General features: G+C 57.9%; 13 protein-coding genes. 2 read left to right on the forward strand and 11 right to left on the reverse strand.

The genetic code is table 11. From position 1 onward, the window contains the following. Positions 1 to 23: 23 nt before the first annotated feature. The 8 genes from D0C27_RS16240 to D0C27_RS16275 all read right to left on the reverse strand — a co-directional run bounded on the left by D0C27_RS16240 (position 24) and on the right by D0C27_RS16275 (position 11,539). Positions 24 to 2,423 carry a mechanosensitive ion channel family protein gene (locus tag D0C27_RS16240; RefSeq protein ID WP_137431317.1) on the reverse strand — a complete coding sequence of 800 codons (2,400 nt, stop codon included), beginning with the start codon at positions 2,421 to 2,423 and terminating at the stop codon, positions 24 to 26. 43 nt (positions 2,424 to 2,466) lie between these two features. After that, a complete protein-coding gene (locus D0C27_RS16245) occupies positions 2,467 to 4,908 on the reverse strand; it encodes a DUF3772 domain-containing protein (protein WP_035268314.1) in 2,442 nt (813 codons plus the stop codon). A gap of 308 nt (positions 4,909 to 5,216) precedes the next feature. Next, positions 5,217 to 6,809, reverse strand: a complete 1,593-nt coding sequence (locus tag D0C27_RS16250; RefSeq protein ID WP_035268317.1) for a phytoene desaturase family protein — start codon at positions 6,807 to 6,809, stop codon at positions 5,217 to 5,219. A gap of 104 nt (positions 6,810 to 6,913) precedes the next feature. Beyond that, positions 6,914 to 7,741, reverse strand: a complete 828-nt coding sequence (locus tag D0C27_RS16255) for an SDR family oxidoreductase (RefSeq protein ID WP_042488955.1) — start codon at positions 7,739 to 7,741, stop codon at positions 6,914 to 6,916. 9 nt (positions 7,742 to 7,750) lie between these two features. Beyond that, entirely contained in the window at positions 7,751 to 8,359 is a 609-nt protein-coding gene (locus tag D0C27_RS16260) for a cysteine hydrolase family protein (protein WP_060186055.1), read from the reverse strand. Further along, on the reverse strand, positions 8,359 to 8,895 hold the full coding sequence (locus D0C27_RS16265) for an aromatic-ring-hydroxylating dioxygenase subunit beta (RefSeq protein WP_035268326.1): 537 nt from the start codon (positions 8,893 to 8,895) through the stop codon (positions 8,359 to 8,361). The genes D0C27_RS16260 and D0C27_RS16265 overlap by 1 nt, the downstream gene beginning before the upstream one ends. 32 nt (positions 8,896 to 8,927) lie before the next feature. Further along, entirely contained in the window at positions 8,928 to 10,319 is a 1,392-nt protein-coding gene (locus D0C27_RS16270; protein ID WP_137431645.1) for an aromatic ring-hydroxylating dioxygenase subunit alpha, read from the reverse strand. 38 nt (positions 10,320 to 10,357) lie between these two features. Next, positions 10,358 to 11,539 carry an ABC transporter substrate-binding protein gene (locus D0C27_RS16275; protein WP_009460946.1) on the reverse strand — a complete coding sequence of 394 codons (1,182 nt, stop codon included), beginning with the start codon at positions 11,537 to 11,539 and terminating at the stop codon, positions 10,358 to 10,360. A gap of 305 nt (positions 11,540 to 11,844) precedes the next feature. Here D0C27_RS16275 and D0C27_RS16280 point away from each other — a divergent pair, with 305 nt between their 5' ends. Beyond that, entirely contained in the window at positions 11,845 to 12,831 is a 987-nt protein-coding gene (locus D0C27_RS16280; RefSeq protein WP_009460948.1) for a helix-turn-helix domain-containing protein, read from the forward strand. On the opposite strand, the gene D0C27_RS16285 is transcribed toward D0C27_RS16280, so the two are convergent. Together D0C27_RS16285 and D0C27_RS16290 are read right to left on the reverse strand one after the other, a co-directional pair. Beyond that, positions 12,828 to 13,988, reverse strand: coding sequence for a 2-methylaconitate cis-trans isomerase PrpF family protein (locus tag D0C27_RS16285; RefSeq protein ID WP_009460950.1), 1,161 nt, complete (start codon positions 13,986 to 13,988; stop codon positions 12,828 to 12,830). The two genes, D0C27_RS16280 and D0C27_RS16285, sit on opposite strands and share 4 nt — an antisense overlap. A 4-nt stretch (positions 13,989 to 13,992) precedes the next feature. Further along, entirely contained in the window at positions 13,993 to 15,003 is a 1,011-nt protein-coding gene (locus D0C27_RS16290) for a GntR family transcriptional regulator (protein ID WP_083053816.1), read from the reverse strand. A gap of 169 nt (positions 15,004 to 15,172) precedes the next feature. Here D0C27_RS16290 and acnA point away from each other — a divergent pair, with 169 nt between their 5' ends. Continuing rightward, positions 15,173 to 17,827: an aconitate hydratase AcnA gene (gene acnA, locus D0C27_RS16295; RefSeq protein WP_137431318.1), complete on the forward strand. Its 2,655-nt coding sequence runs from the start codon at positions 15,173 to 15,175 to the stop codon at positions 17,825 to 17,827. Positions 17,828 to 17,861: 34 nt separating this feature from the next. On the opposite strand, the gene D0C27_RS16300 is transcribed toward acnA, so the two are convergent. Then, positions 17,862 to 18,392, reverse strand: a complete 531-nt coding sequence (locus D0C27_RS16300; protein WP_009460955.1) for a CinA family protein — start codon at positions 18,390 to 18,392, stop codon at positions 17,862 to 17,864. Positions 18,393 to 18,510: the final 118 nt, after the last annotated feature.

Here is an 18,510-nt window from a genome sequence, read left to right on the forward strand (position 1 = left end):
AGCTTTCAATCACTGGGAAAACCCTAAAGGTCGGGGTCTTCGGCCCTGTCCTTGTCCATGGCTTCCTGAACCCAGCGTTGGGCCGGATGCAGACTGATGCCCTGTTGACGCAAGCGCCGCAGAATATCGAGCATCAGATTGCTGCGCACCCGGCGCTGGACTCGCATGGTATTGATGAAACAACGGGTGCTGAATGCCACCCCATCCCCAAAAATTCCGTCGCAAGACAAGATAGGGGCTGGCTCGGTCAGAATTTCCGGCTCGGACTGTACGGCCTCACGCAAAATCTGCATGACCGCATCCGCGTCCACATCCAGCGGAAACAGCAAGCGGGACTCGATCGCGCCCAAGGAGGTCGGGGTGTAAGTCAGATTACGCACCTGCCGCCCCATCATCTGGGAGTTGGGGACCATGACCATGGTGCGATCAAAGCGCTCAACATAGGTCGCCCGCAAGCGAATCTGGCGCACATTGCCTTCGCTGCCCTCTACCTCCACCCAGTCTCCCACTTTGACGGGACGCTCGACCATCAGCATCAGGCCAGAGGCAATGTTCTGCACAATGCCTCGCAAGCCAAAACCCAGACCCACCGTCAAGGCCGTAAAGATCCAGGTCACCGATTCAATCGGCACACCCAGCATGGACAGGCAGATCACCAACAGAACAAAATAGGCAACGTACCCAACCATGCCCACGATCGCATTTTGCAGGCCCGGCTCCAGCGTGGTGTTAGGCATGTAATGCTGACGCAGCCAGGTGCGCAGGAAATGAATCAGGACGGCCCCCACCAGCATCACGCCCAAGGCAATCAGCCACAAGTCCAGGCGCCACTGCACCGCTCCCAGACGCAAGGCCTCACGCGAGACATCCAGCCCCGACTCCAGCATCTGTTTGGGCTCAGTTAACCAATCCCCACTCACCATCCAGATCGCCAGAAGCAACACGCTCATCCGGGCGATAGCAAAAAACACAACGATGAACTGGCTTTGCACGCGAATCGGCGCAGCCTCTGGATCATGGCTGCGGTTACGTAAATAGGTCAGCAAGGAATCCGCAATGTCCTGCAGCCACACCATACAAACGTAGGCCAGCAGCCCCAGGATCAAGGGCATGGTGATGAAATGCGACATCAAGTCATCCGACAGGCCTTGCCAGCCGCCGATGAACAAGCCCAACACCAGGATGTAAACAAGGACGCCGCCTTTAAAGGCCAGACGAGCCCAACTGCGTCCCGTTCGGCTCGCCCCCTGCCCCGCGACATCAGTACGATTGAACAGCTCGTCTCGCAGAACCCACAAACCATAGCCATACAGGATCAAATACAGCAGGCTGCTCACACCATCAGCCATGGACTGAAATGCATCCGATAAACCTATCGATCCCCGAAAAAAACTGCTTGTGATGTCCGCATACACCAGCAGGAAAAAAGCGGGTGCAAAGTAACGCAGCCTATGCTGAGTCTGAGTGGACACGGGAATCAAACGCCAGGAAGCCCGAGGCTGAACCACCATACTCTTGAGACAAGCCAGCGCCACTGCTGCAGCCCAAGCCCCTACTTTCAAATAAGCCAGAAGCTCAAACTGGGTGGGAGAAAGGCCTGGCCGTTGAAACACCAGTTCAACCAGCTGGTCCACCACCACCCAGGCAGCGATAAACCACAGGAAGAAATTAGCAATGATCAGACTGGAGCGACGCAAGCGTCCGGCTGGCAGATAACGGCTTACCCATAGGGGCATGACGCGGAACAAAGCCAGCATCACAAGCAGAACCGCCGCCGCCATCCACAATGAGGCGCTGCTTTGCTGCCAACTGCTATTGCTCCATGTTCCTCGCCACTGCTGGGCAAAGTCAGATAGTTTGGAACGGTCAGCGGGCCAGGCCTGTGCAAGTTCGGGCAAACTTTCCAGCAGGACCAAAGAGGCATTGCGTCGCCAACGCTTCGCTTTCTCATAGCGCACCGTCGCCTCTCGCAGCAACTGACGGGCTTGTTGCGCCTCCACCTGCACCAGACGCGCTACGCGCAGATCAGCCCGCAAGGCAGCATCGGCACGGCGCAATTGCATGCGTTCGTTATGAACGATGAGCTGCTCGGCCTCATCGCCCGAATCTTCGCCCAGCTCCTGCAAACGTGCCTTCAACAGGCGGCTGCGCCGCTCCAAAGACTGCACCACCCGTCCGGACAGCTCCTGCGTTCGCACCAGCTTTTGATCTTCCTCGTAGCTGCGCTCGGGCCGTATCGATACCTGGTTGCCTTCCAGGCGGTACTGCATCAGGCGGATTTCATCCTGGGCCTGCTGCAGCTCTCGAATCATCTCACGCTCTTGCTCTACCTCGGACAAGGCTTGTGCCTGTGCCTGTGGCCAGGCCCCCAGCAGAGCCAGAAACAAGAGCAAGACCTGCACACCTAGTCGTAGCGTCTTCATGGCTGTTGTCTCCCTGGGGCCTGCCTGTTGTTTTTATCGAGGTTCAATCATTCAGCAAGGGGTTGCCGCTTTCATTCTGGCTGGCGACCGGTGTATTGGGCAACACCGTCATGGTCTGAGTATGGTGCAACGCCAGACCTTCCTTGCGTAATTCATCCAGAATATCGAACATCAGGACACTGCGTACCCGGCTGCCAATGCGAGGCGAGCTTACATAGCAGGTCGCCGTGAACTGCAAGCCGTTGGCATCAAAGCCATCCAGCGTCACATCCGGCGCCGGGTCGGCCAGCACGTCGCTGTAGTTCTGCATCACATCCAGCATGATAGAACGTACCCGTTTAGCGTCTGTGTCGATAGGCATATTGATCTTGACCTTCACTACCCCCAAGGGATTGCTCAAGGTCACATTACGCACGGTTTTGGTGATGAATTCGGAGTTCGGCACGATCAAGGTGGAGCGGTCGAACATTTCAATTTCCGTGGCACGGGCATTGATCTTGCGTACATTACCCTCTACCCCGTTCAGGCTGACCCAGTCCCCAATTTTGATGGGACGTTCGGCCAACAAAATCAGCCCCGATACAAAGTTCTGCACCACCGCTTGCAAGCCAAAACCGATACCCACCGACAAGGCTGAAATCACCCAGGCCATGCGCTCCAGACCGATTCCGAGAGACGAAATCGCCGTAGCCACCACAATAAAGTAGCCCACATAGCTGAACAGATTAGCAGTAGACACTCGCATACCCGGATCGATACGCGTGGCGGGTAAAAGCTGGTTGGCCACCCAGCGCTGCAAGGCTTTGACAAACAAAATCCCCAGCACCAGAATCAGTACGGCCAGCAGGACCGAGCTGGGTTTTAACTGAACCTGACCTAAAGAAAAACCTTTAACCAAAAAGCCCAAACGACGCTGCAGCCACTGCGTGGGGTCTTCCCCAAAAGGCAGCAAGACCAGGGTAATCGCCGTAATAATCAGGCATAAACGCAAGGCTCCGGACAGCACGATCACGATCTGGCTGCTGCCCCGCAATTGCGTACTGGTCCATTCATTGGCGGCGCGCTTCTCTTTAAATTGCAGCAAGAGGCTTTGACCGATATCCGCAATCAGCGCGACCAGGACATAGCAGGTGCAAATCACCAGACTCAGCCACAACACCTCTTGCACAATCAGACTGCTCAAGGCGATGTAGCCCAGCAAGAAGGCAATCATCCCCAGCCCAATGACCACACCCAGGGTGATAGGAATGGCGCGTAACCAGGTCGCCCCCTGCTGAACCGGAGCCGTTTTCTGCGGGTCCTCGCCACCTTCTGGAACGGGGGTCTTATCCCGTCCCTGGCTCAAGTTCCAGGCTGCAATGGCAATAAAGATGCTCAGTGTCAGCGTGTTAAAACTGTTGACCAGCAAGGTAGTGCTGAGCGTGGCATTGATCAGGCCCAGCAACTGCTGCGACATCCAGGTCAAGGCCACCATGATGCCCAGAGCAATGGGCAACCATGCCAGCTTCAAAGCCACATTGCTGGGAATGGGAGGCAAGCGCCAGCTAGGACGCTGCGCCGACAAAAGCACGCGGCCCATCCCGGTCACAAAGCCACCCAGATACAAGGCGAATACGGACTTGGACACAAAGCTGGACAGATCCGGAGCCAGATTGCCGTTCCAGTAAAACAACCCTGCCGCCACCGATGCCAACAAACCGGGCGTCAGGCTGTAGAGCACAATCAAGGCCGTCGCATAAAAAGAGCGTCGCAAGCGCGAGGGCTTGGTGTGGTTGATGGTAAAACGCTCCAGCCCCCGTACCGCCCAGACCGACAAAGCCAGCAAGACCAGAGCCAAGGCTCCTGCCGACCACAGCACATAAGCGGGCAAATCGATTACCCGCTGAGCCAGATCCTTGCGCATGCGTTCAACCCTGGCCAGATCACCGGGCAAATCGCGCGACACATTGCGCCAGAAGCGCGGTGTCAACACGGACTGCGACTGCCGACCCAATTCCGCCTGGAAAATTACGCGGCGCTGCTTGGACACCTGATCCAGGCCTTGTGTTGTTTCCACGCCGATCAAACGGGCCAGCTTGATCATGCCGTCCAGCTCGGTCACCGCCTGCTGCAATTGAGCACGCTGGCGCGCAATGTCCTCGGACTCCCCCGCCGGATCATCCACAGGCCCCAACTGATTCAGACGCGCGGTCACGCTCAACAGCTCAGGCTCCAGACGCACACTCATTTCCTGAGCCTGCTCTTGCGCCAGCAGCAACTGATTGCGCAAGGCAACCAGATCGGAATCGCCCAAGCCATCATTTTTCTGCAAACGGTCCTGGACAGTTTGCAGCGTGTCACGCAATTCATTCAGGGATTCACTGGCCTGCGCAGGCGTCAATGCCACCGTCTCGGCCGTCACAGGGACAGCGGTAACAGCCAGCACCACAGCCAGCAGCCACAAGGACAAAAAAGCACACAGGCGCGAACGGCGAAAAGCGTGCATCAATAAAACTCCGGCTAAACAATGAGGCCCCAAGCATGAAACCGCCAGGGCAGCAGAAAACATGCACAGAATACCGAACTATTGTGGGCTTGGCGCATGAGGTATTCACGAGAACCCTGTTTTTTTAGGCGATAAACGCCCCGAACTGCTCACTTTTCAGGTTCCGGCTCCTTTACTCCCCCTCATCCCCCCCTTCTGGCTGAATGCCAAGAAGTAAAAAAAAACCGGCCAGAACAGGTGCAAAACACCTACCCCGGCCGGTTATTCTGCCTGCAGGTATCAAGCCTCAGGCACAGGAACAAGCAGGATTAACGAATCTGCTCCGCCACCATGAATCCGGACGCTCCCGCCAGACCTGGGCCTGGATGGGTGGACGCACCAATGTGGTAGACATTCTTGTACGGTGTGGCGTGAGACCGGGCACCGTTACTGGCGGCAAAGGGGCGCATCCAGAAGAATTGGTCAGGGGAGCAGATGCCCGAGTAGGGGTCGCCGCCCACCAGATTGCAGTTGATGGATTCCAGGTCGGCTGGCGACAGCACTTTCTGACCCACGATTTGTTGACGCAAACCGGGCATGACGCCTTCCAGTTGGTCAATGATGCGCTCGGCCACGGCCTGGCTGACTTCTTCGGTCCATTTGCCGTCTTCCGGCACGTCGATCTTGCCAGCAGCATCGCCGCGCAACTTGGATGGCATGTCCTGCATCTGCATCCACAGTATCCATTTGCCTTCCGGCGCACGACTGGGGTCCAGAGAGCAAGGCTGGCCAATAGCAACAGTGAACTTGGCCGGGATCAGGCCGTTATTGGCCTGGGCCACGCTCATGCTGACGTCTTCCAGGCTGTCGGACAGGTGCAGCAACGGTACTTTCAGCAGCTCCGGATCGCTCCAGTTAGGCATGCTGTCCAACGCCAGATGAATTTGCATGTCGCCACGGCCAAAACGGTAGGCATTGGCTTGTTCACGTACTTGAGCGGGAGCACCCGGCAACAAACGACCATAGAGCTGTGGCGGTGTAACGTTGCACACCACATGGCTGGCTTCGTAGACTTGGCCGCCGGCACGCACGCCACGGGCTTTTTGTCCTTCCAGCACAATTTCTTCCACTTCGGTGTTCAGTTGAATACGGCCACCAGCCTTTTCAATAATGGCGCACAGAGCACGCACCAGATTCTGGCCGCCACCTTTCACCACGGGCATGCCACCGGCCACCACAGCCGCAAAGGTCAGCTTGCCGATCAAGGCCGAGCAGGCGTCGTCAGGGCCCAGGCCCGAGTGCAAGACCCAGGGAGCCATCATGCCGCGCACACGGTCATCTTTCAGTTCACGGTCAGCCCAGCGGCGGAAGGATTCCAGGGACTCGCGTCCGTACTGGACCATGCCGTCCATGCGGCGCTTACGCCATTGCGAGAACAGCAAACCCAACAAGCCACGACTGTATGGCTCGGTGCCCAGCAAGCCGAAGGTCAGACCTGCATCGCGCTCGAACAACTGGCTGCACATGGCACCAAAGGCATCGCCATCACCAGCTTGCAAGCCATTGATACGCTGAATGGAATCGCCCACATCGTGGCGCAGGGCCAGGCCCTTGCCATCGCTGCCCACCACACCGGTGGTATAGCCGTTTTCCAGAAACTCCACGCCCTGGGCGGCCAGATCGTCTTTCAAACGGGCATAGGCAGCGCCGGATGTGAACAAGGGGTACCAGGACGACAGCAACTCATGGGTAAAGCCCGGAAACAGCTCCTCGGTACGGATACACCCGCCCGCACGGTCGTTACGCTCCAGCACCAGGACCTGCTTGCCCTTTTGCGCCAGCAAGGCTGCACACACCAGGGAGTTAATGCCACTGCCCACCACAATGACGGCATACGATTTTTTATTTGTTGAGTCTGTCATCCCACACCTTTTTTAAATTGCCCTGAACGGGGTCAGGGCTTGTGAACACGCCACAAGAAACAGCTGTTCACAAGCCCTGGACATCTTTTACCGCACTTTTCTATTTATGAGCCAGACGACTGCGCCTGCCAGCGTTCAAACCAGTGACGGGGCGACTTGCCCTGCTCTGGCCCGAGTACGGAAAAGCCACCATCGACGGGCAGATCAATGCCTGTCATCCAGGAAGCCGCTCCCGACACGGCAAACAGCACCACCTGGGCGACCTCTTCACCGGAGCCGACTCGGCCCAAAGGATGAACTTGCGCCCCAACCTGATTGGCCAGTTCGCGCGAACCGCCGCTCATGCGTTCAACGGATGGCGACCAGGTCCAGGCTGGCGAGACCGTCAGCACACGAATGCCCGAGGGAGCCAATTCCACGGCCAAGCTTTTTGTAAACTGCAGGATGGCCGCTTTGGAGGCGGGATACAGCGCGCGTCCGGCCACGCCGAATTTGCCACCTGTACTGCCCATATTGATGATGACCCCGCCCTGCCCCATATGCGGCGTGGCTTTCTGGGCCAGAATCGCGCTGGAGATCAGGTTCACATCCAGCGTTTGATGCCATAGCTCCCGGCTGGAAGCCAGGCCTTCGTCCCCGTAGGAACAGGCATTGTTCACCACAATGTCGATGCGGCCAGTTTGTGCCAGGGCGGCCTGCACGCAGGCATCCAGCTGTGCATCATCACAAATATTGGCGGCCATGAACTGGGCCTTGCCTACGGCCTGCAGACGCGCCTCGGTACGCTGACCTTCTTCCTGACTGCGACCCACGATCAGCACCCACGCACCGGCGGCACACAGAGCCAGGGCGATATCTGCCCCCAGCCCTTGCGTGGACCCGGTCACGATGGCGACCTTACCTTGTAAATTCACCTTCATGTCCTGCTGCATGTCCTTCTCCTACTGTGCTTGGGGCGCGCCGAACACCGTCGCCCAATCTTCGTCCCGGTCAATATGAGCAATCAGGCTCATGCTGGCCAGGGAGGCTTCATGTGTGGCCGGTGGAGCACCGCAAGCGCTGGCCACCACCGCCACTTCATAGCCCATATCCACTGCGTGACGCACCGTGCTCTCGACTACAGAATGGGTAGCCACACCGGCAATTACCAGGCGCTCCACACCCAAACGACGTACGACCGGTTCCAGCGCGGAACCAAAGAAAGCGTTAATACGCGTGTGGTGGACTTCAAACTCGTCAGGCAAGGGAGCCAGCCCGTCAAAGAACTGGGCTCCCCAGCTGCCAGTCTGCATGGCGCCGATTCGTTTCACATTGTGCAGAATCGGCGCATTGCACAGCAGGTCGGCATAGTCAGGCCGATAGCCCACCCGTACATGCACAATGGGTACGCCCTGTGCGCGGGCCTGCGCCAGCAAACGGCCTGCGGCCTCGATCAAGGCCTGACGCTGGGGGCTATTGGCCTCTACCCCCACGCGGATCAGGCCATCGGCGTGCAGGACGTCGTTTTGATAATGCAGGGCCAGCAAGGCTGTGTGATGGGCTGCCGACATTAGATGTACACCTGAATAGCGCCGTGAACCGCGTCACGATCCACCAGGTTCACCTGCTTCATGCGCAGTTTCCAGCCACCGCCCTCCTGGGCCTGCAGCTTGTGAATCAGGCTGCCCACACGGTAGACCGGATCTTTACCGCGCCACTCCATGGAGTGGAAGCTGGAACGCACCACCAGATAGCCTTCCGGATCAGTGCCATCAATCATCACATTGCCCAGCACACGGCAGGACTGTGTGATTGGCTGCTGGGACCAGTTGCGGTGGTTTTCCAGACGACGGATACGCAGTTCACGCAGCAGCTTGTTTTCCCAGCACAGGGAAATGTGCTCGTAAGGACTTTCCTGATCGTAGCTGTGAGGAATCCAGTACATGCCCTCCTCGGTCCACAGATCCAGCCATGCTTGCCAGCGACGCTCGTCCAGCAAACGAGCTTCGTGATAGATGAACTGCTCCACTTCACGGATGGCTTCCAGGCTCAGGTTCACAGGCGTGACCTGATCCACGCTGACGTCAAAATCAATATCAAACAACATAAGAATTCTCCTTGGCTCGGACAGCAGCCCGCTTAAGCCTGTGTTGCGGGGGCGATGGGCTCACCAGAAGCCGAACGCACCGTGGCTTTACCACTATCTTCCGACTGCGCAGGCGCGTCGTACAGACTGGTAGTCATGAAATGCTTCCAGGCGCGGAACTGATTGCGCATGGGCAATTCGCTGGTGCCGTTGGTGGCGACCATACCGCCTTCGATAGGCTTGTCAGTGCCGTCATAGCGGTGCATGCTGATCCAGTCTCCGCCATTGGTCTGGTTACCTTCCTGACAGCGGCCATAGACTTCGATATCGTCCGGCATCACATTGGACGACGGCGAGTTGATCAGGTTGGCGTACATCAGGCCGCGCTTGTAAATATCGTCAGGCGCACCTTTCAGGCGGAACAGCTGGATTTCCACATGAGTGCGGTCCACCGCCACCGGGCGAATCACACGGAACTGCTGGAATACGGTGTGGGGCGAACCACTGCCGTAAATAATGCTGTTGTGACGGTTCTCGCCCAGAATGTTCAAGGCTTTTTCTTCACCGTAGGCTTCTTTCAGGGTTTCGTAGTGCGCCTTGGTGATCGGGTCAGTTTCGATGGCACCTGGATTGAAAATCCCTTCCATATAGCCGTGGCCGTTATCAAAGGCATACAGGTCCAGCTTTTCCCAGAAACCGTAGGGCTCGCCGTTACCGTCCATGATGTGCAGTTCCAGCGGCATGGAGCCGTAGTCTTGGGCCTGCTCGCGGGCTGCCACGTAGGACGACTCGTGCGTCACGTTGGCATGCATGGTGTCGTGCAGGTTCTCGTAGAACACCTTCCAGTTGGAGGGCTGCCAGACCTTGAAGCTGCCGCCGGCCACTTCTACTTCACCCACGGGCGAGCGATCGCACAGATTGTCGATAGAGGTAATGATGGGGCCCAGGAACTCCTTCAGATCCGGACCGTGGGCGCTTTGACAGGCAAAAACAAAACCACGGTAGCTTTCCACACGAGCCACACGGCGCATGGAGAAGTCCGGGTGCTTGGGATCAAAACAGGTGTTTTCCAGGCCGTTTTTCATCGGAGCGGCCAGATGCTGACCGTCCAGCTTGAACGTCCAGGCGTGGTAAGGACAGCGGAAGAACTTGCCCGCATTGCCGCAACCGTCCGCTACCACTTTCGCGCCCTTGTGCGGGCAACGGTTGTAGAGCACGTACACTTTCTTGTCGCTGCCGCGCACCATGATGACGTCCTGGCCGCCCAACAAGGTGGTGTGGTAGTCGCCGGGATTAGGCACCTGGCTGTCGTGGCCGATGTAGATCCAGGCACGGCCATAAATGCGTTCCATCTCCAGACGGAAGATCTCGGGGTCGGTATAGACCGATTTATGTACGCTGTCGCCCCGCACCAATGCGGACAGCTGTTCGTTGCTATAGCTCATCATTACCTCCTTGCTGCCGGATGCTTGACGCACCCTCTTTATGACTTTTCCATCTTGCACTGCGGTGCAAAATGATCCTGGAACTGCTCGAATACGGTGGACACAATCTTGTTGCTCATCTGGCCCTTGTCATTCGGGGCCACTTCACGCATGTAGTAGGTCTGCACCGGATATTGGTTGTTGTTAAAGGCAAAGGCGCCGCGTACAGACTCGAACGGTGCACTGCGCAAGGCTTTACGCAGGGCCTCCCGGTCGGTAGCGGCCTTGGGGTCAGCCTTCAGTGCGCCATCCAGCAACAAGGCGGCGTCGTAGCCCTGGGAGGCGTACATGGAAGGCAGGCGACCGTAGGTCTTTTCAAAATCCGCCACAAAGCGTTTGTTGACCGGGTTATCCAGATCCGGCGACCACTGGGCGGCATTCGCCATGCCCTTCATGGACTCGCCAATCGCGGCAATCGTGTCCTGATCAGCCGAGAAGCCGGGGGTATACACCGCCAGTTGCGTGGACAGGCCCGAGTTGATCAGCTGCTTGATAAAAGACACGCCCATGCCGCCGGGCAGGAAGAAAAACACGGCATCCGCACCCGAAGCTCGCATTTGTGCCAGCTCGGCGGCGTAATCCATCTGGCCAACCTTCACATACACTTCGTCGGCAATCTCGCCCTTGAACAGACGCTTGAAGCCTTCAATGGACTCGCGACCACCGGGGTAGTTGGGGGCAATCAAATAGACTTTCTTGTGCGCCTGATCGGTCACGTACTTGCCCATCGCAGCGGGTATATCCTCGTTCTGCCAGGACACGCTGAAGAAATTGGGGTGACAACGTTCGCCCGCGTAATCGGCTGGGCCGGTGTTGGCGGAAATGTAGACCGTGTCACTGTTCAAAATTGTCGGCATCACGGGCAGCAGTACATTGGAGAAGGCCATGCCGGTAATCACATCGACCTTGTCGCGCTTGACCAAACGGTCCACCGCCTGGCGGCCTTCCATTGGTTTTTGCTGATCATCCAGCACCGTCAAGGCCACATCCACACCGCCGAGCTTGCCACCCGAGTGGTTCAGGCCCAGCTCGAAACCATCACGGATTTCTGCGCCAATGGCTGCACCAGGGCCAGACAAGGTGGTTAGCAGCCCCACCTTGAATACTTCCTGACTGGATGCCGGGCTACAGGCCAGGGCCAAGGCCAGCGTGCTCATACAGAACGCCACTTGTTTTTTCATGTTTGTCTCCGTCCTCTGTCTTTCAAAAAACTGGACTTTAGTTCTGCCTTGGACCACCCCCAATACGCCGGAAGCTGTGTACCACTGACGCCCGTGATTTTTGCGGCGCTTGTCCTGCAAGCCAGAAAAGACGGGCCCAAGGGACTACGTGAATACAGCAATTCCCAGTCGTATCCCAATCTGCTAAGGTGCCGGGACAGGACTACTGTTTTAGGTTTGAAATACATTAGACCGGCGCAGAATGGGCGGCTATCCAGATATGGCAAGCCTTATCCCGAACCGGCAAAAATTTGGAGACACACATCATGCAAGCGTGGTTTATGTCAGGGCTGGCCCCCTTGCAACACAGTGCGCCGCGCTTTGAATCGCGCTGCCCGGACCAGACACGCAGCGAGACGGCCGGTTTTTTAACCGAGCACCGCTTGACCTGGAATGACGGCCCGGTCGATGCTTCCCTGCGCTATGCCAGCAGCCACAGCTTTTCCTTTGTCTTGCTGAAATATGGCGCGGCGGTGCAGGTGTCGCCGGGGATTCTGGAGGATTTCCTGCTGTTTCAGGTGCCGATACAGGGACGCTCCTGTATTCGGGTTGGTCGGGAGTACGTCCAGGCCAACCCTAAAATCGCCAGCGTGATCTCCCCTTCCCTGCAGGTTGAACTGGATTGGGAACAGGGCTGTGAACAGTTTTTAGTGAAGATTCCGCGCCACCGGCTGGAAGAAGTGGCCCGTCAGACCTTGGGCTTGAGCCTGGACCGGCCCATTGAATTTGCCGCTGGCATGTCTCTGGATTCGCCGCACGGCTGCGCCTGGCAGCACCAGATTGGCAGCTTGCTGGCTTACGGTGGGCATTTGCCGCCCGAAATGGACCAGTGGTCGCGTCAGGCCGAGGACAATCTTTTGCTGCATCTGTTTCATACCCAGCCGGGTAACTACAGCCAGCAATTGCAGCAAAGCGTGCGCCCGGCCAGTTCGCGCCGGGTACAAAGAGCCGAGGATTTCATGCGGGCCAGCCTGGACGAGGCCCTGACGCTGGAGCAGATTGCCACCGCGGCCTGTGCCAGTGTGCGCAGCCTGACGCTGGCATTTCGTACGGAGCGAGGGCTGAGCCCCATGCAGTTCTTGAAACAGATTCGTCTGGAAGCGGCCCAGCAAGCCATTCGTCATGCCGTGCCGGGTACCCAGGTCAGCGAGATTGCCTTGCGCTGCGGCTTCAACCATTTCGGCCGCTTCTGTGCAGACTACAAGTCCCGCTTCGGGCGTTCGCCCTCGCAGGACTTGCGTATCGTGGATTAGTCCTTCAAGGCTTTGCCAGGAACCCACACACGGCCATCAAACAGGCGACGCGCCGTACGATAGAAAGAACCGGCCTTGGCAAACCACTGGCCGTCTTTCTTTTCCACTTCCGCGCCCACTGTCAGCACACCGGAAGGCATGCCCAGACGCAGTGGACCTTGAGGGGCAACCGAGTCAGACAGACATTGCGAAGGCAGGCTGCCCGTCAAACGAGCAGCCACAGCGGTGCACAGCGAGATCGTCAAGGGCAAGGCGCGGTGCGGCTGGCCATTGGAAATCACGCGGGCAACCAGATCAATCTCTTTGGCAGGAACCACGTCGCCAGACAAGGTCGGGTTGTCCTGAGCCGGCGACACGATGCAAACAAAGGGCACGATGCGAATCTGACGTGCGGCTTCCACATCGGGAGCAATGCCCATGCGTACCGACGCCTGCACACGAATTGCGTCCAGACGCTCCAGCACTTCGGGGTGCGCTTCCAGCCAGTCGGGCAATTCCAGACCGGTCAGGCCTACATCAGCCGCGCGTACAAACACCGCTGCGTTGGCCGCGTCCACCAGCGACACCTCGATACGGCCTACGCCAGGCACATCCAGCCACTCGGTCAATTCACCGCTAGGCAGCAAGGAACCAGTAGAGGCACCACCAGGTTCCACAAAGTCCAGACGGATAGGCGAGCCCGTGCCGCCTACGCCGGGAATGGACAGATCACCGTCGTACCGGGGCTGACCATCTTCAACCGTGAAGTGGGCGTGAATGATCTTGTTGGTGTTGGTATTCAGAATGCGTACACACGCTTCGCCATCCTCAACCTTGACCATGCCCTGCTCTACTGCGTAAGGGCCGACGGCCGAGCTCATATTGCCGCAGTTGCCACGGTAATCCACCTTCTCTTCCTTGATGGCTACTTGCGCAAAGGTATAGTCCACGTCCGCGTCCGGATGGCTGGACGGGCCGATAATACAAACCTTGGACAAGGAAGAAACACCACCGCCCATGCCGTCCAGTTGGCGACCGTAAGGGTCCGGCGTACCCATGGCAGCGGAAAACAGAGGCGTCCAGTCGTCGCGCTCGGCAGGCAGGTCTGCAATATTGAGCATCAAGGCTTTGCTGGTGCCACCACGCATGAACACGGCGGGAAGGGATTTTTGCTTCATCACGTTATTCCTGGTTCTTGGCTTGCGCCATTAAAGAAAATTGCGCCGTCTCCTCCATGGGTTCGGCGTGAGAGACCATCGATTCACTAAAAGCGCCGGGCTGGCTGCTGCGTTGCTGCTGCTGCCGCTCCAGCTGCTGTACTTTCTCTTCACTGGCATTGCCCAGATGGCGGGCCAGCAGGGCGGAGGCCTGAGCGCGTTCGCCCTTTTCCAGCAAATCCAGAATTGCCAGATGCTCCAGGCATTGGCGACGAATACGTTCCCGATCCAGGGTTTCCTGATATTCCAGCAAGCGCCGCAACTGGTTCTGGCGTGTCACGGTCTGGGCGATAAAGCGGTTACCGGACAAGGAGGCCAAGGCTTCATGGAAGGTGGCATTGGCCTGATACATTTCCGCGTGTCCGGCATGACGCCAGCCCCCGTCGGCCAAGGCCTGCTGCTGCAAACGCACCCGGCGCAAGACAGTGGAGTCAATGGCGAAGCCCGGCAGCAGCATGGCCGCTGGTTCCAGCATCTGGCGCAAGGTATAGCTTTCTTCGCAAGCCTGAGGGCCGTCAATCATGGGCAGGAAAGACCAGCCCTTGCTGGCGCGCTGTTCCATCCAGCCTTCATTGGCAGCACGAGCCAGAATGCGGCGCACACGCTCGCGTGTCAGGCCATAGCGGCGCATGGCGTCGTTTTCCGACAAGGTGTCACCCCAAATACCAGATAGCTTGTCGCGGGCCAGTTGCAGATAGATCTGGTCGTCCTGGCTGGTACCCAGTTCTTCTTCGATCACACCAAGCTGGTCGGCCCCTTTCAACAGATATAAGCCACGTCGGGGCGGCTGTGCGCCCACAATGCCTTTTTCCGCCAGATAGGCCAGTGCGCCGCGTATGGGCGAGCGCGACGCACCCAGCGCCTCGGCCAGCGATTGTTCCGTCAAATGATGCCCGGCCTGCAAATGCCCTGCCCGCACGTAGTCCAGCAGGCGATGTGCCAAGGTGACATGCAAAGAATTGGATTGGCTTTTCATGCCGACATTCCTAAAAATCGAAGCGATCCCGGATCGTTTTATTGTATTATATACAAACAAAATACAATTTAATTGTTTTATCAAGGCTCCAGACGCATAATTTTATTTATTATTCTTGCTCAGGTTGGCCCCGCTTTCCTGGCTTCTTATTACGGATGAATCGTTTGCCATGTCTCAGTCTCTTGCCCTAGAAACGCTGTCCCTGAACGGACGTTCCGTACGTTACGTTCCTATCGCCGACATCCCCGGTATTGAAAAGCTGCCGTACTCGCTGCGCGTTCTGCTGGAAAACCTCTGTCGTCAAAAGGCCGTGCGTCACGCCGACGTGGATCAGGAAATTGACTCCCTGCTCCAGCGCAAGGTGGGCGACGGCATCACCTTCTACCCTGCCCGCGTCTTTGGTCAGGACATTCTGGGTTTGGTGATGCTGCTGGACATGGCCGCCTTGCGCGAAGGCGTACAAGCAGCCGGTGGTGACGCCAGCCGCGTGCGCCCTCAAGTCCCTATCGACGTGATTATTGACCACTCCCTGCAAGTGGACAGCTGGGCCAACCCCAAGGCAGCCGACATCAACCTGGCACGTGAATACCAACGTAACGGCGAGCGCTTTGCCTTCCTGCGCTGGTGTTCCAGCAACTTTGACGGCGTGAAGGTGGTGCCACCTGGCAAAGGCATCATGCATCAATTACACATCGAGCATATTGGTCAGGTTGTATGGACTGAAGAAGGCAAGGACGTGGATCTGGTCTACCCCGACAGCTGTGTCGGGACCGACAGCCACACGCCTATGGTTAACGGCCTGGGCATTCTGGGCTGGGGTGTCGGAGGTATTGAAGCCGAAGCCGTGATGGTAGGCCTGCCCGTCGCCATCGCCCTGCCTGCCGTGGTGGGTATCGAGCTGACTGGCAAGCTCAATGACGGCGTGCTGCCTACCGACCTGGTTCTGGTCATTACGCAAAAACTGCGCGAACTGGGCGTGGTGGGCAAGTTTGTCGAATTTTTTGGCCCCAGCGTGGACGAGCTGTCCCTGGGCGACCGTGGCATGATCGCCAATATGGCACCAGAGTACGGCGCAACCGCGGTGTTCTTCCCCATCGACGACGCTGCCCTGCACTACATGCACATGACAGGCCGTCCACAAGAACAGATTGATCTGGTCGAGCAATACAGCAAGGTTCAAAAACTGTGGCGCGACCCGGCCGCTCCCGCTCCTGTTTACGACACCGTGTTGAAACTGGACCTGAGCAGCATCAAGCCTAGCCTGGCTGGCCCCAGCAATCCTGAAGATCACCTGGATCTGGACACCGCTGCCCAGTCCTTCCCCGCCCATCACCAGAAAATTGCTGGCCGTCCTTACGACCCGCAACGTGCCGTACCCGTGGAAGGCGAGGACTTTGTGCTGAATGATGGCGATGTGGTCATTGCCGCCATTACTTCCTGTACCAATACCGCTAACCCCGCCAATATGATGGCCGCCGGCCTGCTGGCCCGTAACGCCGTGGCTCGTGGTTTACGCAGCAAGCCCTGGGTCAAGACCTCGCTGGTGCCCGGTAGCCAAGTAACAGCTGACGTGCTGGAGCGCGCTCAACTGCAAGACGACCTGGACGTGCTGGGCTTTAATATTGCCGGCTTTGGTTGCACCACGTGTAACGGCGGCTCGGGCCCACTGCCTGCCAATATCGTCAACGCGATTGAATCCGAAAAGCTGATTGCCACCGCCGTACTGTCGGGCAACCGCAACTTTGAAGGCCGTATTCACGCCAACGTACGTGCCGCTTACCTGGCATCGCCCGCGCTGGTCGTGGCCTACGCCCTGGCCGGCAACCTGAATGTGGACCTGACCCGCGACCCGCTGGGCAAGGATCAGAACGGTAAAGACGTCTACCTGAGCGACATCTGGCCCAAATCTGCCGAAGTGCAAGAAGCCATCCACGGCGCTTACGACCGCGACCTGTTCATCGAGCGCTATGCCGAGCTGTACGACGGCGGCGAACCCTGGGACGCTCTGGCCCGCGAAAGCAATGGTGGCCACTACCCATGGGAAGCCGACAGCACCTACATCCGCAAACCGCCTTACTTTGATGGCTTGCAGCGCGAACCGACTCCCGTGGCCAACCTGCGCGGCATGCGTCCGCTGGCGATTCTGGGTGACTCCATCACCACCGACCACATTTCGCCATCGGGTTCGATCAGCCTGGGTACGCCTGCTGCTGACTTCCTGCTATCCAAGGGTGTGGAGCAAAAAGACTTCAACAACTACACCACGCGCCGTGCCAACCACGAAGTGGTCAAACGTGCGACCTTCGCCAACATCCGTCTGCGCAACAAGATTGTTCCCGGCGTGGAAGGCGGCGTCACCAAGGTGATGCCGGAAGGCGAAGTGATGCGTATTTTTGAAGCGGCCCAGACCTATCAGGAACGTCAGGTTCCCTTGCTGGTGATTGCTGGCAAGAACTACGGTTGCGGTTCTTCCCGCGACTCCGCCGCAAAAGGACCTGCTCTGCTGGGCGTGAAGGCGGTGGTTGCCGAAGGTTTCGAGCGTATCCACCGCACCAACCTGGTCGGTATGGGTGTGCTGCCCTTGCAGTTCCAGGACGGCACCAATGCCGACACCCTGGGTCTGGACGGCACCGAAACCTTTGATGTGAAGGGCCTGGAAGAAAACCTGGGTGTACGCTCGCAGGCCGAGCTGATCATCCATCGCCTGGATGGCAGCACCCAGTCCGTGCCGGTGATTGTGCGTCTGGATACGGTCGAGGACATGGAGTACTGGCGTCATGGCGGTATCCTGCCACGCGTCTGGCGCAAATACCTGGAAAACTAAGCCTTTACAGGCTTAGCTTGTCCAGTTAGCGGTATCAAACGCCAGGGGTCACACCCTGGCGTTCTTGTTTAACCAGCCGCAACCAATGCTCGATGCGCAGCAAGGCATGATTCGCACTTTGCTGGCGGATTTCATCCCGCGTGCCATCGAAAACAATCGTTTCCGTATAGACGACCAAAGGATCAAATTTATCCTGTGGCTTGAACAGCCAGGCAAAACATTGCGTGCCGGCCGGAATCTGCGGCTCCGCAATATCGTCAGCCACCCCCGTATTGGCAATGATCAAATTGGCCGGGGTCAATTCTGCGGCTCCTTTGGCCATGGCCCGCGCCACTGCCTCACTGCACAGATTGTTTTCCGCCAGCACCCGCTGATCGACGCCCAGGCAGCGATACTTGGCCTGCGGAGAATACGTCACAAAAGCACAGTCCAATACAGCTGCCGCCCCCGCTTGGTCAGCCAGCGTGGACGCAATCAACCCTGCCGTGCAGGATTCTGCGGTTGCCAGCGTCAGCTGGGCCTCGGTCATGGTTTTGACCAAGCGTGCAAGATCTACATCGTTCATGGCATACCCTCCTTATTGCTGAAACAAGGACGGTTTATTCAACCATAAAGTAAAAAAGCAGGAAACCAGCTCCTGCTTTCTGCTCACCATCTGGAACATGCGCTTACGCTGCCCCGCC

This window comes from Alcaligenes faecalis, assembly GCF_005311025.1.
In the GTDB taxonomy this organism is placed as follows: domain Bacteria; phylum Pseudomonadota; class Gammaproteobacteria; order Burkholderiales; family Burkholderiaceae_B; genus Alcaligenes; species Alcaligenes phenolicus.